At 62.2% G+C, this 12,533-nt stretch carries 14 protein-coding genes; 6 read left to right on the top strand and 8 right to left on the bottom strand.

Annotation, left to right across the window (positions count from 1 at the left end; all coding sequences use genetic code 11):
- Positions 1-102: 102 nt before the first annotated feature.
- The 5 genes from BBG20_RS30650 to BBG20_RS30630 all read right to left on the bottom strand — a co-directional run bounded on the left by BBG20_RS30650 (position 103) and on the right by BBG20_RS30630 (position 3,303).
- Positions 103-366, bottom strand: coding sequence for an acyl carrier protein (locus tag BBG20_RS30650; protein ID WP_065910128.1), 264 nt, complete (start codon positions 364-366; stop codon positions 103-105).
- A complete protein-coding gene (locus BBG20_RS30645) occupies positions 356-922 on the bottom strand; it encodes a hypothetical protein (protein WP_065910126.1) in 567 nt (188 codons plus the stop codon). The genes BBG20_RS30650 and BBG20_RS30645 overlap by 11 nt, the downstream gene beginning before the upstream one ends.
- Before the next feature lie 373 nt (positions 923-1,295).
- Positions 1,296-1,907 carry a 3'-5' exonuclease gene (locus BBG20_RS30640; RefSeq protein WP_065910125.1) on the bottom strand — a complete coding sequence of 204 codons (612 nt, stop codon included), beginning with the start codon at positions 1,905-1,907 and terminating at the stop codon, positions 1,296-1,298.
- A 42-nt stretch (positions 1,908-1,949) separates the two neighbouring features.
- The gene (locus BBG20_RS30635; protein ID WP_034117765.1) at positions 1,950-2,426 is read right to left on the bottom strand and encodes a LabA-like NYN domain-containing protein; all 477 of its coding nucleotides are present in this window, start codon (positions 2,424-2,426) and stop codon (positions 1,950-1,952) included.
- A 118-nt stretch (positions 2,427-2,544) separates the two neighbouring features.
- A complete protein-coding gene (locus BBG20_RS30630; protein WP_065910123.1) occupies positions 2,545-3,303 on the bottom strand; it encodes a DUF2076 domain-containing protein in 759 nt (252 codons plus the stop codon).
- 180 nt (positions 3,304-3,483) lie between these two features.
- Here BBG20_RS30630 and BBG20_RS30625 point away from each other — a divergent pair, with 180 nt between their 5' ends.
- Together BBG20_RS30625 and BBG20_RS30620 are read left to right on the top strand one after the other, a co-directional pair.
- Positions 3,484-4,143: a YciC family protein gene (locus BBG20_RS30625; protein ID WP_065910342.1), complete on the top strand. Its 660-nt coding sequence runs from the start codon at positions 3,484-3,486 to the stop codon at positions 4,141-4,143.
- Positions 4,144-4,183: 40 nt separating this feature from the next.
- Positions 4,184-5,272 carry an endonuclease/exonuclease/phosphatase family protein gene (locus tag BBG20_RS30620; protein ID WP_065910121.1) on the top strand — a complete coding sequence of 363 codons (1,089 nt, stop codon included), beginning with the start codon at positions 4,184-4,186 and terminating at the stop codon, positions 5,270-5,272.
- 105 nt (positions 5,273-5,377) lie between these two features.
- Here the strand turns inward: BBG20_RS30620 and hrpB are convergent, their stop codons facing one another.
- Entirely contained in the window at positions 5,378-7,885 is a 2,508-nt protein-coding gene (gene hrpB / locus BBG20_RS30615; RefSeq protein ID WP_065910118.1) for an ATP-dependent helicase HrpB, read from the bottom strand.
- Between the two features lie 148 nt (positions 7,886-8,033).
- Between hrpB and BBG20_RS30610 the strand changes: the two genes are divergently transcribed.
- Both BBG20_RS30610 and BBG20_RS30605 read left to right on the top strand, forming a co-directional pair.
- Positions 8,034-8,453, top strand: coding sequence for a hypothetical protein (locus BBG20_RS30610; protein ID WP_058413854.1), 420 nt, complete (start codon positions 8,034-8,036; stop codon positions 8,451-8,453).
- A 9-nt stretch (positions 8,454-8,462) separates the two neighbouring features.
- Positions 8,463-9,362 carry a cation diffusion facilitator family transporter gene (locus BBG20_RS30605; protein ID WP_065910114.1) on the top strand — a complete coding sequence of 300 codons (900 nt, stop codon included), beginning with the start codon at positions 8,463-8,465 and terminating at the stop codon, positions 9,360-9,362.
- A gap of 82 nt (positions 9,363-9,444) precedes the next feature.
- Here the strand turns inward: BBG20_RS30605 and BBG20_RS30600 are convergent, their stop codons facing one another.
- Entirely contained in the window at positions 9,445-10,542 is a 1,098-nt protein-coding gene (locus tag BBG20_RS30600; protein ID WP_065910112.1) for a DUF6515 family protein, read from the bottom strand.
- 431 nt (positions 10,543-10,973) lie between these two features.
- Between BBG20_RS30600 and BBG20_RS30595 the strand changes: the two genes are divergently transcribed.
- Positions 10,974-11,453 carry an Lrp/AsnC family transcriptional regulator gene (locus tag BBG20_RS30595; RefSeq protein ID WP_003194418.1) on the top strand — a complete coding sequence of 160 codons (480 nt, stop codon included), beginning with the start codon at positions 10,974-10,976 and terminating at the stop codon, positions 11,451-11,453.
- Positions 11,454-11,656: 203 nt separating this feature from the next.
- Positions 11,657-11,866 carry a DUF2788 domain-containing protein gene (locus BBG20_RS30590; RefSeq protein ID WP_065910341.1) on the top strand — a complete coding sequence of 70 codons (210 nt, stop codon included), beginning with the start codon at positions 11,657-11,659 and terminating at the stop codon, positions 11,864-11,866.
- Here BBG20_RS30590 and BBG20_RS30585 read toward each other — a convergent pair.
- Positions 11,861-12,496, bottom strand: a complete 636-nt coding sequence (locus BBG20_RS30585) for a pseudouridine synthase (RefSeq protein ID WP_065910110.1) — start codon at positions 12,494-12,496, stop codon at positions 11,861-11,863. The genes BBG20_RS30590 and BBG20_RS30585 overlap by 6 nt on opposite strands.
- Between the last annotated feature and the right edge of the window lie 37 nt (positions 12,497-12,533).

Raw genomic sequence — 12,533 nt, 5'->3', positions numbered from 1 at the left:
GACGCCATCGCAGGCAAGCCAGCTCCCACACTAGACCGCATACAGTCCGGGCAACTCGGTCAACTGTGGGAGCTGGGCTTGCCCGCGATGACGTCAGTTGCTTCAACACAGCTGTGAGCGTTGAACAATCAAATCGACCACCTGCTCGATGGTGGTGATGTGATCCCAATCTTTCTGCGTCGCTTGCAAGTTGAATTGCCACTTGATCTGCATGACAAAGCAGGTCAAATCATCATCAATAATCTTGAAGTCATGGATGAAGTCCGTTTGCTCGGTGACCTGACTTCGGTCGATGAAACCGATGATATCGACGAATAGCTGAATCACCTTTTCGCTGATCTCGGCTCTAGTCGGGCTAGCTGCCATTTCTTGCCTCATAGGCGCACTTACCAATACTGATTAGATCAAAGACAGCCAACCCCGCAGCAACGAAAGGAATGCCCCGTCCAATAATGCCAAATACCCGGACGGTGCCAAACGTTGCTTTCGCCATTCTGGCCACCGTGGGTTGCCTGATCAATGTACGAGGGAAAAAGCGCATTCCGATGAGACTCGCCAGGTTCGTCGTTTTGCTAGAACCAACATGAACCCAAGTGCCCACGGCAATTTTGTTTATAGGTATGCCGGCGGCGCCAGTCAGAACCGTTGCCGCCGTCAAGCCATAGTGTTGCTGGGTACATTTCCAGAGTTCGTCAAACGTGGTGCTCGGCACCGAGGAGTCCGCATGAACGGGCTTGAGTAACTGGTAACTGGCGCCATGGGTCCAGCCTGGCGAATGAGGTAAAACCATGACTGCCGGGCAACTTGTCATCGTGTTTCCCAAATGAAACGCCATGCTTGAAGTTGAGCCGAAATCGATGCCGGTGCCTTGGAGCTCAAACTGGCTTCGCCTGATTGCTGTGTGAAGATCGCTTTCCTGCATGACGTAGTCCCTGTACGTAAATGACAGCCGGGATCTTAGGTCGCAGCGAAGGGGTATAGACGGGAGAAGGGAAAATCCAGAATGGTCCGACAGGACAGCAAGGCCAAGCCTACTGACTATTCAGAAAGCAGATAAGCGCCCCCAAAAAGAGCGGTTGCTTCAATGGCCAGCAAGACCACTCCCTTTCATTTGCGCGGCGGATGTGCTGCATTACGCGGTGGGCTCTGCGCACTCGTCGGGCAAAGCGATGGATGTGCAGCAGCGGGCGATGATGCATTTGTTGGAGATGGCGAAGGGGGTGTTGGATCGGGCGCTGGAGTGTGTGCAGCCTCGATGAACACCGCCCCTCCCACATTTGAACGGCGTTGTTCTATCAGAACCCGCGATGTTTCTTCAGATGCTCATTGATCTTCGCCGCCGGGACTTTCTGCAAGGTGCACAGCAGGTCGTGGGACAGTTCGCGCAATCCGTGGGTGCGGCGCAGTTCCTGGGCCAGGTGCGCCGTGAGGTTGGCAGCCATTTCCGCATCCGCCAGCGCCCGGTGAGCCTGGCCGGTGTGGGGCAGCTTGGCGAAGGCATTCAAGGTGCCGAGTTTGTGGTTCGGCGCCGACGGCATCAGGCGGCGCGCCAGCAGCAGGGAGCAGGCGAATTTCTGCAGGCGGGTGCGGCGGATCAGGCCCAGTTCGTAATCCCAGAATTTCTGGTCGAACGCAGCGTTGTGCGCCATCAGCGGCGTGGTGCCGACGAATTCATTCACTTCGTTCATCACCCGCTCAGCCGGCGGCGCGCTGCGCAGCATGGCGTTGCTGATGCCGGTGAGCTGTTCGATAAAGCCGGGCACGCGCACGCCAGCGTTCATCAGGCTCTGGTAACGGTCCACGATCTGGCCACGTTCGAGGATGACCACGGCGATTTCCGTGGCCCGGCAGTGGCTGCTCGGGGTGATGCCGGTGGTTTCAAAGTCGATGACCGCTATACGTTCCAAACCTGTTCCAACTCCGTCTAACTATTTATTGCGCCGTAGCGCTTATTTGAGCAGCAACGCGCCTTCGATCGGCACGTAGCGGCTGGCAGCGCGTATCAACGAGTTGGCCGTCAGCCCCGGCACGCCATACGCCACGGCTTCGACGCCGTGCTTGTGGATGATGCGGTCGAGCAGCATGTCGAAGTCACCGTCGCCGGAGGCCAGCACGATTTCGTCGACGTGGTCGGCGGCGTCCATGATGTCGATGGTGATGCCCACGTCCCAGTCGCCCTTGGCCGAGCCGTCGCTGCGCTGGATATACGGCTTGAGTTTCACCGTGAAGCCCAGGTTGCGCAGGATCTGCTGGAACTGCTGCTGCTTGCTGTCGCCTCGGTCGATGGCATACGCATAGGCCTCGACGATCTGCCCGCGCGCGCTGATATCAGCCCACAGGGCGGCGTAGTTGAAATGGCAACCATAGGCCTGGCGGACGGTGTAATAGAGGTTTTGTACATCGGCGAACACTGCAATTTTCTTCACCGCACTTCCTCATGACAGCCAGGCGCCAGCGCCCGGAAAGGGTGCCAGTATGCCAGTCGCGAGAACGTTTCCGGGAAAAATCAGACCGGGGCGACACAGCGCCCCGGTTGAGCGCAGGTCAGACGAAGGAATCGTCGTCGCCAAAGGAAGAAGAGTCGTCGGAATAGTCGCTGTCGGCAAAACTGTCCGCGTTGTTGCTGCCCCAGCTGTCGCTGTCATTGCCGGCAAAGCGCTGGTCATCGTTGCCCCAGCCGCCCTGGTCGCTGGCCGGCGCCGGTTGCTCGATGATTTCTTCCACCACCTGCGGCTGCTGGTTGTGGTGGAACAGGCTGCTGATGCCCTCGGCCAGCATTACACCACCGGCCACGCCTGCAGCGGTTTTCAGTGCGCCGCCGAGGAAGCCGCTGCCGATCGGGGCCGCAGGCGCCTGCTGCGGTTGCTGGTAGTTCTGCTGGGGCGCGCCATAGTTCTGCTGCGGCGCAGGCTGGCCAAACGCAGGCCTGCCCGGTTCACGCCAGCCACCCGACGAAGCCGGGGCGCTCTGGCTTGGCTGCGGGTCGCGGGAACCGCCGCCAAAGATGCTCGACAGGAAGCCGCCACCGCTTGCAGGGGCTGCCTGCGACGACTTGGCGCGCTCTAGCTCCTCCTGCAATTGCTGGATCTGCTGCGCCTGCTGCTTGTTCTGCGCGTCGAGGCTCTTGAGCGCGTGTTCCTGCACCAGGATCGACTGGGTCATGTAATACCCGGCGGCCGGTTGGCGAGTCATGTGCTCCTTGATCCGCGCTTCTGCTTGCGCATCGCGGGGGGCTGAGTCCGTTTCGGCTTGCTGCAACCGTGAAAACAGTCCATCGATCAGGGTTTGCTCTTCGCTGTTCATGGCGACCTCGTTAGATTGCCGGTAGAAATCGTGGTCCTGCCTGTGATCAGGCCAGGTGCACTCTAGTTATGGGGCTGTTACCAGTTGTTTCAATGGTCTTTACTCAAGGTTTACGTTTGCGTCCCTGCAACCCTGATCGGTTAAAGTGTCGCCCTTGTTTCCAGGCCTGCGATGAACCTGATGAATCCGTTAGACGTATTGCGCGACTCTTTCCGTTTTACCCGGAACAACCTGGGTGCCATCGTTCAGCTATGCCTGCCGCTGGTCATCCTGGAGGCCCTGCTGCAACAGGTGCTCGACCACACGCTGGGCCCGGATGCCTTCCCCGGCTACAGCGTGGTGGTGGGATTGCTGGTGTACCCGCTGTACACCGGCGCCTTGATCCTGTTTCTCGACGCCCGCACCCGGGGCGAATCGCCGCGCACCAAGGATGTGTGGGCGATGGCGCTGACCCTGTGGCCGCGCTTCGCCCTGCTGACGGCCATGAGCACCTTGCTGATTCTGCTTGGCCTGTCGCTGTATTTCCTGCCGGGCCTGTGGCTGATGGTGGTACTGGCGTTTGCCGAGTACCTGCTGGTACTGCGCAGCATGCCGGCGCTGGAAGCAATGAAAGAAAGCTTCCGCCTGACCCGTGGGCATTTCTGGCGGATCCTGGTGTGCCTGTTGTGCGTGATGACACCGCTGTGGCTGCTCAAGGGCGCCAGTGTGGCGGCCTATCCCGAGCCTGCGCCGTTGCTCGGCGTGCTGATCGACAGCGCGCACAGCTTCCTGCAGCTGTTTACCAGTGTGGTGCTGTTTCGTTTATTCATGCTGATCGGTGGCGATGCCGACGCGCGGTGATATGCTCCGTGCCACTCCCGAAACGCTATAAGCCGAGCCGATGACCCGTTTATTGCGCATAACCTTGCTGGGCCTGTTGATCATTGCAGGCCTGCTGACGGCCCTGATCTACAGCCTGACCTGGCGCCCCGAGCCCAAGGAAATCCTGCCCGTGAGCTGTGTTGCGCCGCGTGCGCCGACCCTGTTGCCAGGGCAGGCGCTCAAGGTCATGACCTGGAACGTGCAATACCTGGCCGGCAAGAACTACGTGTTCTGGTACGACACCACCGACGGCAGCGGCCCCGACGACCGCCCCACCGTGGAAGACATGGCCGCCAGCCTCGACGAAGTGGCGCGGGTGATCCGCGACGAACAACCCGACATCCTGCTGCTGCAGGAACTCGACGAAAACGCCAAGCCCTCCCACTACCAGGACCAACTGGCCCTGCTCCAGGAACGCTTGGTCGACCTCTACCCCTGCAGCGCCCAGACCTTCGACTGGAAAGCCGACTTCGTCCCCGACCGGCATATCTTCGGCAGCGTCGGCCGCAAGCTGGCGACCCTGAGCCGCTACCAGATCGAACACGCCGAACGCCTGCAATTGCCGGCGCCGGACGCCAACTTCATCAGCCGTCAGTTCCAGCCCAAGCCGGCCCTGCTGCTGACCTACTTGCCACTGAGTGATGGTGGCCAGCTGGCAGTGCTCAACACCCGCCTGGACGGCGACGCCCCGGGCCGCAGCGCGGTGCAGGCGCAGGTGCAAACCACGGTCAAGTTGCTGGATAAATTCGAAGGTCGCGGCACGCCCTGGTTGATCGGCGGCGATTTCAACCTGCTGCCCCTGGGGCAATTCCTGCGTCTGGACGCCGGCAAGCGCGGACGGTACTCACCGGACAGCGAGCTGCATCTGCTGTGGGACAAGTACCCGATGATCCCGAGTAACAGCGAATCGAGCGGGATTGATCGTGAGAAATGGCTGACGCACTTTCCGAATGATCCCAGCATCGAAGGCCCGGATCGCACGCTCGATTACCTGTTCTACAGCCCACGGATCAAACGGGTGCAGGCCAAGGTGCGGCAGGAGGATACCTTGCGTATTTCCAACCATCTGCCGGTGATCGCACGGTTCCTGCTGCCTGCCGCGCAATAACCAACACCTGTAGGAGCCCGGCTTGCCGGCGACGCAGACGACGCGGTGTGTCGGCTGCACCGCAGTCGCAGGCAAGCCGGCTCCCACATTTGATCCCGGTGGTCGCTACTTTCTCGGCTTGATCCTGGCGGTCGCCTCCGCCACCAGCGGGTCATCCGGCCAATAGTGCTTGGGGTAACGGCCCTTCAGATCCTTCTTCACTTCGGCGTAGGTACTGCGCCAGAAGTTCGCCAGATCCTGGGTCACCTGCACCGGCCGCCGTGCCGGGGACAGCAGGTGCAGCTTCACCACTTGGCGCCCACCGGCAATGCGCGGGGTGTCGGCCAGGCCGAACAATTCCTGCAGGCGCACCGCCAGAATCGGCGGCTGTTCGCTGTAGTCCAAACGCACTGACGAGCCCGATGGCACCTTCACATGTTGCGGCGCCAGTTCGTCGAGCCGCTGGGGCAGCGGCCACGGCAACAGGTTATGCAGGAAGCTGGAAATATCCAGCTGGGCGAAATGGCTCAGGCGCGAGACTTTGCCCAGGTAGGGCATCAACCAGTGTTCGAGGCTGGCGAGCAAGGCGGTGTCGCTGATATCCGGCCATTCGCTGGTTTTGCCGGCGTCCAGCTGGCGCAGCAGCATGACGCGGGACTGCCATTGGCGCAGTTCAGGCGTCCAGGGCAGCAACTCCAGGCCTTTGCGGCGTACCAGGTTGACCAGCGCCTGGCTGCGGGCGGACTCGTCCAGGCCGGTCAGCGGTTCACGGCTGAGCACCAGTTCGCCGACTTTGCGCTGGCGTTCGGCACGCAATACGCCTTCGCGCTCGTCCCAATCCAGCTGGTCGACAGTGCGCACTTGCTCGGCCAGCACCGTGTCGAACAGTGCCGGATCAAAATCGGCCGCCAGGTAGATACGTTCTTCACGCTGACCCTGGCGACTGCCGAGGTCGGCGATCACCAGCCAGGGCTGTTTCATCAGGCTGTCGGCCTCGGCGAACAAGGCCGCGCGGCCATTGGCCAGGCGATATTCGGCGCCACCGGGGCGACGTTGCTGGGCGACACGGTCCGGGTAGGCCAGCGCCAGCAGGGCACCGAGCCAGCGTGGGTGGTCGGGATCGGCCACCGGCTGGGTGGCCTTGCCTCTTAGATAGCCACGGTATTGCCGCGCCAGTTGCTTGGCCCGCTGCACGCCGCCTTGGGTGCCGCGCGCGCGTTCTTCACCGGACAGCAACGCCAGGCGACTGTGCAAATCCGCGCCAGCGCCGCGCAAAATATCGCGCTCCCCCAAGAGCGCGGCGACCTCACACGCGGTCGCCGCGAGGCCCAGATCCTGGCCGCGCAACAGCAGATGGGCGATACGCGGATGGGCCGGCAGCTCGGCCATTTTCTGGCCATGCGCGGTCAGCGTATCGTCATTCAACGCCCCCAGGCGCTGCAGCAAATCCTGGGCCTGGGCATAGGCGGCGGTCGGCGGCACATCGAGCCACACCAGTTGCGTGGGTGTGACACCCCAACGCGCCAGTTGCAGCGCCAGGCCGGCGAGATCGGCGGCGAGGATTTCCGCACTGCCATACGCGGCCAGGCCTTCATGCTGGTCCTCGGACCACAAGCGATAACACACCCCCGGCTCCAGGCGCCCTGCCCGGCCGGCGCGCTGGGTGGCACTGGCGCGGGAGATGCGTTGGGTATCGAGGCGGGTCATGCCGCTGCCAGGGTCGAAACGCGGCACGCGCGCCAAGCCGGCGTCGATCACCACACGTACGCCATTGATGGTCAGGCTGGTCTCGGCGATGTTGGTGGCGAGTACCACTTTGCGTTTGCCGGGCGGGGCCGGGTCGATGGCGGCGCGCTGGGCGTTGAGGTCCAGCTCGCCATGCAGCGGGCACAGCAGCACATCGCTGCGGTCGCCCAGGGCGTCGGCCAGTTGTTGATGGACCCGGCGAATCTCCGCCTGCCCCGGCAAAAACACCAGCACACTGCCGGACTCGTCGTGCAGGGCCTCGAGGAGGGTGTTCACCACACGTGGCTCGATGAATTCACCCGGCTGGTACGGCCGGCCCCAGCGCGTCTGCACCGGGAACATGCGTCCCTCGCTGCGCAGGATCGGCGCGTCGTCCAGCAGGCTGGCCAGGCGCTCGCCTTCGAGGGTCGCGGACATCAACAGGATTTTCAGCGGCTGCTCATCGCGAAACAGCTCGCGCCCGTTCAGGCTCAGGGCCAGCGCCAGGTCGGCGTCGAGGCTGCGTTCGTGGAATTCGTCGAAGATCAGCAGTCCCACGCCGTCGAGTGCCGGGTCATCCTGCAGGCGACGGGTGAGGATGCCTTCGGTGACCACTTCAATCCGTGTATTGGGGCCGACTTTGCTGTCGAGACGGATGCGATAGCCGACGGTGTCGCCAACCTTTTCGCCCAGCTCACTGGCCAGCCGTTCCGCGGCAGCACGCGCCGCCAGGCGCCTCGGTTCGAGCATCAGGATGGTCTGCCCGGCCAGCCAGGGCTCGTTCAACAAGGCCAAGGGCACACGGGTGGTTTTACCGGCGCCGGGCGGTGCTTCCAGCACGGCTTCATGGCGATTCGCCAAGGCGTCACGCAGGGCGGGTAAAACATCATCGATCGGCAACGAATTCATACTGGCTCCAAAGCAGAGCGGCGAGTATAACGGCGAACTGCCGGATGCCGGTGCTGGTCTCACAAGCACCCCGCTCTTTCGCGGTGGATGCGCTCAAAGGTGGGCGCTGGCTTATAGTTTCGTATCAACCGTGTTCAGGAGAGTCTTCATGCGTATCGCTTCCCGTGTCATTGGCGGTGTCCTCGCCGTCACCCTGCTGAGCCAGTTGACGGCCTGCGGCTCGATTTTCTACCCCGACCGCCGCGGCCAGATCGACGGCAAGATCGACCCGGCGATTGCCGTGCTCGACGCCGTGGGCCTGCTGTTCTATGTGATCCCTGGCCTGATCGCGTTCGGCGTGGACTTCGCCACCGGCGCGATCTACTTCGAACCGGGCAAGACTGCCCAGGTCGCCCCGGAAAAACTCCACGAGGCCATCGGCGCCGACGGCAAGGTCGACAACGCCAAGCTGCAAAGCATCATCCAGAAGGAAACCGGCCGCACCCTGCCGCTGGATGACCCGCGCATGATCCAGTTCAAGGGCAGCGTGCAACAGCTCGCGTCCCTGGGACTGCAACCCGCTGCCTAAGGACTGCCCATGACCACCAGCCCCGAACACGCGCGGCTCCTGCGCCTGGCCACCCGCGCCTCGGTGGGCGTGGCCTGTGCGCTGATTATCACCAAGGCCATCGCCTGGTGGCTCAGTGGCTCGGTGAGCATGCTCGCCGGGTTGACCGACTCACTGCTCGACGGCGTGACCTCGCTGCTGAACCTGCTGGCCGTGCATTACGCCCTGCGCCCGGCCGATGACGATCACCGTTATGGTCATGGCAAGGCGGAATCGCTGTCGGGCATGGCCCAGGCGCTGTTTATCGGCGGCAGTGCGGTGCTGATCGCGTTCCAGGCCTACGAGCGCCTGCAACACCCGGAACCAGTGGGCGCGCCGTGGCTGAGCATTGGTGTGATTGTGTTTTCCCTGGTGCTGACCGTGGCCTTGCTGATGCTGCAACACCGGGTGGTGCGCGAAACCGGCTCCAACGCGGTACGCGCGGATTCTCTGCATTACCGTTCGGACCTGATGCTCAACGGCAGCATCCTGGTGGCACTGGTGTTGGCGGGCATGGGCTTTCATCAGGTCGACGCCTGGTTCGGCCTGGGCATTGCCGCCTACATCTTGTGGAGTGCGATCCAGATCGCCCGGGAAAGCTTCGCGGTATTGATGGACGAGGAGCTGCCGCCGGAGGTCAGCCAGCATATGCTGGAACTGGCGCGCGGCGTGCCCGGCGTGCTGGGTGCGCATGATTTGCGCACGCGGATTTCCGGCAGCCACTGGTTCGTGCAACTGCACCTGGAACTGCCGGGGGATTTGACCCTGTCAGTCGCCCACGGCATCAGCGACCAAGCCGCCGATGCAATTCACCAAGCCTACCCCCGTGCCGAAGTACTGGTACACGCGGACCCCGCAGATCAACCCCAAGAAGCCAGCTATAAGCTGTAAGCCTCAAGCCTCAAGCCTCAAGCCTCAAGCCTCAAGCCTCAAGCGTGCGGCTTGAAGCTTGAAGCTTGAAGCTTGCAGCTTATCAATACTGCACTTGATACCCGCGACTGCTCAGGCAGTTGCCCTGTGCCTGGCGGTAGGTTTGCACCACCGCCGGGTCGGGCGCGTAGGTGACGGCCTGCGGGTCGAAGCCGCTTTGCTGCACCGCCCAGCGATAACAGTCATAACCGTCCTGCTGCACTTGGGCCGGTGACTGGCCGTTGGCGGGGTATGCCACCACGTCATACCCGTTGCCTTGCGGCGCCGGCTGCGGCCCAGGCACTGCGGTCGGCGGTTGCACCACCACGTATTCCTGGGAGGTGCTTTCGTAGGTGTAGTAGGCACCGGCCGCGAGGAAAAACAACGCGCTGCCCACCCACACTTCGCGCGCGTAGTCCGGCAGGTAGCGCACGCGAATCCCATACGGCGGCGTTACCACCACGTAGCGCGGGCCTTGCGGGCGATACCAGTAGCCGCCGGAGAAGAAGTAATCCTGGCCACGGTACGGCACGCGGTAATTGCGGTCGGGAAAACGGTCGACGGTATAACCGGGACGATATTGCGGGCCCGGGCCCCAACCATTGCCATGTCCGTCGGGACGACCCGGCCAGCGGTTGTCATTCGGGTGACCGTTGTTGAAGCCACCGCCCGGACGTGGGCCGGGACTATTGCCGGCCTGCCAGTGCTGATTGCCATCATTGCGACGTGGGATGTCTTGGTAGTTGCCCTGGCGCGGTTCCTGGGTTTGGCGCACGGTATCCGGACGCCCCTGGATCGGCAGGTTATTCGCCGGCTGCGGCGCTGGCCGAGGCTGTTCTGCCCCTTGCGGGCGACCCTGCCATTGCCCGCCACCGTGCGGCTGCTGCTCGGCGCGATCAAAATGCGGATTCTGGGGACGCGGCTGGTTGTTCTCGAAGTGCTGGTTCTGCGGACGCGGCTGCGTGTTTTCCGGCCGTGGTTGATTGTTCTGCGGGCGAGGCTGGTTGTTTTGCGGACGCGGCTGTTCGTTACCTTGCCGACCGCCTTCCGGCCCTCGTTCATGCTGACCGCCGCCTTCAGGGCGTGGGTCGTCTGCCATCACTTGCGTGCCGACGGTCACCATCAGCAAACCTACACCTGCCATACGCCAGATGCGCTTCATGCTATTCCTCACTGCGGATAAGGGCCTAGAACGTCCGGCCTCATAGATAAGACTGGAAAAGCCGCGCCCGGTTCTGAGACAGGTTATCAGTCACGAGAACAATTTTCTCAAGGCAAAAGAAAAGGGGTGACCCGTCGGCCACCCCTTGAGAACTTCGTCCTGGCTCAACGCTTTTGACGTTGGCTCACCTCACGCCGTCTTGTGGACAGTGTGCAGCCTGGAGGCCAACTCAACCCTGCTGGGGTGGCGGCCGCAGCGGGCCTGATTGGGCGAGCTGCTGTGGACTGTTGTCCAGGCGGTGATTCTGTTGATAACGATACCCGCCAACGTCCGACAGATGATTGCGAAGATTGCGTCAATAAACAGTGCTTGCGCAATTTTTAACCCTTCATGGATAATTCACCGCAATAGTTACGACAAAGGCCAACCCAATGAGCAAGCTTGACCGATACGACCTGAGTATTTTGGCGGAATTGCAGCGCGACGCGAGGATCTCCAACCAGGAGTTGGCCGAGCGTATCGGCCTGTCGCCTTCGCCCTGCTCACGCCGGGTCAAGCAATTGGAGGACGACGGCTACATCGCACGCCAGGTCGCCCTGCTCGACCGCAAGATGCTCGGCCTGAGCCTGACCGCCTATGTGCTGATCGGCATGGACCGCCACACCCCGGAGCGTTTCGAGAATTTCGAAGCGGCCATCCGCACCCTGCCCCAGGTGCTGGAATGCAGCCTGGTGACCGGGATGGACGCCGACTATCAACTGAAAGTGGTGGTGCCGGACATGGATCACTACCAGAAGCTACTGCTGGGTCACCTGACCCGCATCGAAGGCGTGACCAGCGTGCGCTCCAGCTTCGTGCTGAACCAGGTGCTCAACAGCACCGAATTGCCGCTGACTCATTTGCGTACCTGATTTCAACAACACTGAAAATCCCCTGTGGGAGCGGGCTTGCTCGCGAAAGCGCTGATTCCGTCAATACATGCGTTGACTGACACTGCGCTTTCGCGAGCAAACCGGCTCCCACATTTGGACCGTACCTCGATCCAAATCAATGTTGTGTTGAAGACGCTGCCTTATACTTGCCGCCTGCCCCGTCGGAAGAGCCCATGAACAACATCGATCCCGCCCTGTTTGAAGAATGGATGATGGCTGGCCTGGTCACCATCCTGATCATTTTCATGGGCTTTATCGTCTGGGACCTGGCAAAGAAGTCCAAGGCCGGGCGCTTTGGCTCGTTCATCCTGTTCTTCGTGCTCGGCCTGGGCGTGGCTGCATTCATCATCAAGAGCGTGGTGATCGGCCTGATCGAGTCCGGCGCCTTATAAGCGCGCCGGCACTTCTTTCCACTGGCCTTGATCCAGGCCATCGATCGACCAATCGCCAATTCGCACGCGCACCAGGCGCAAGGTCGGCAACCCGACTGCGGCGGTCATGCGCCGAACCTGACGGTTACGCCCTTCTCGAATCACCAGCTCCAGCCAGTAAGTCGGTATGTTTTTGCGAAAGCGTACCGGCGGGTTGCGCGGCCATAACGCAGGCTCATCCAGCCGCCGGGCTTCGGCGGGCAGGGTCATGCCGTCGTTGAGTTCCACGCCATTGCGCAGGCGTTGCAGGTGCTCCTCGGTCGGCTCGCCTTCGACTTGCACCCAATAGGTCTTCGCCAGCTTGTGCTTGGGATCGGCGATGCGTGCCTGCAACTGGCCGTCGTTGGTGAGCAGCAACAGGCCTTCGCTGTCACGGTCCAGGCGGCCGGCGGGGTAGATGCCGGGGATGTCGATAAAATCCTTGAGGGTCGCCCGCCCGCCTTCGTCGCTGAACTGGGTCAGCACATCGAAAGGCTTGTTGAACAGGATCAACTTCGGCTCCGCCGGTGGCGCCTTGGCGACTCGACGCGCAGCGGAATACGGGGGTTTCACGCCGGGGCGGCGCGAATCGGGACGAGCAGGACGGGACATGGCAAAAGGAACATCTAACGGTCAGGACCGACAATGC

Source organism: Pseudomonas aylmerensis (assembly GCF_001702265.1).
Taxonomy (GTDB): Bacteria; Pseudomonadota; Gammaproteobacteria; order Pseudomonadales; family Pseudomonadaceae; genus Aquipseudomonas; species Aquipseudomonas aylmerensis.
Note: the sequence above shows the minus strand (reverse complement) of the source record. Positions and strands in the feature narration are given on the sequence as shown.

What these genes read in the sequence shown, in the direction of transcription:
- BBG20_RS30650 (WP_065910128.1), bottom strand. Translation starts at nt 366, where the DNA reads ATGGCAGCTAGCCCGACTAGAGCCGAGATCAGCGAAAAGGTGATTCAG.
- BBG20_RS30645 (WP_065910126.1), bottom strand. Translation starts at nt 922, where the DNA reads ATGCAGGAAAGCGATCTTCACACAGCAATCAGGCGAAGCCAGTTTGAG.
- BBG20_RS30630 (WP_065910123.1), bottom strand. Translation starts at nt 3,303, where the DNA reads ATGAACAGCGAAGAGCAAACCCTGATCGATGGACTGTTTTCACGGTTG.
- BBG20_RS30625 (WP_065910342.1), top strand. Translation starts at nt 3,484, where the DNA reads ATGAATCCGTTAGACGTATTGCGCGACTCTTTCCGTTTTACCCGGAAC.
- BBG20_RS30620 (WP_065910121.1), top strand. Translation starts at nt 4,184, where the DNA reads ATGACCCGTTTATTGCGCATAACCTTGCTGGGCCTGTTGATCATTGCA.
- hrpB (WP_065910118.1), bottom strand. Translation starts at nt 7,885, where the DNA reads ATGAATTCGTTGCCGATCGATGATGTTTTACCCGCCCTGCGTGACGCC.
- BBG20_RS30610 (WP_058413854.1), top strand. Translation starts at nt 8,034, where the DNA reads ATGCGTATCGCTTCCCGTGTCATTGGCGGTGTCCTCGCCGTCACCCTG.
- BBG20_RS30605 (WP_065910114.1), top strand. Translation starts at nt 8,463, where the DNA reads ATGACCACCAGCCCCGAACACGCGCGGCTCCTGCGCCTGGCCACCCGC.
- BBG20_RS30600 (WP_065910112.1), bottom strand. Translation starts at nt 10,542, where the DNA reads ATGAAGCGCATCTGGCGTATGGCAGGTGTAGGTTTGCTGATGGTGACC.
- BBG20_RS30595 (WP_003194418.1), top strand. Translation starts at nt 10,974, where the DNA reads ATGAGCAAGCTTGACCGATACGACCTGAGTATTTTGGCGGAATTGCAG.
- BBG20_RS30585 (WP_065910110.1), bottom strand. Translation starts at nt 12,496, where the DNA reads ATGTCCCGTCCTGCTCGTCCCGATTCGCGCCGCCCCGGCGTGAAACCC.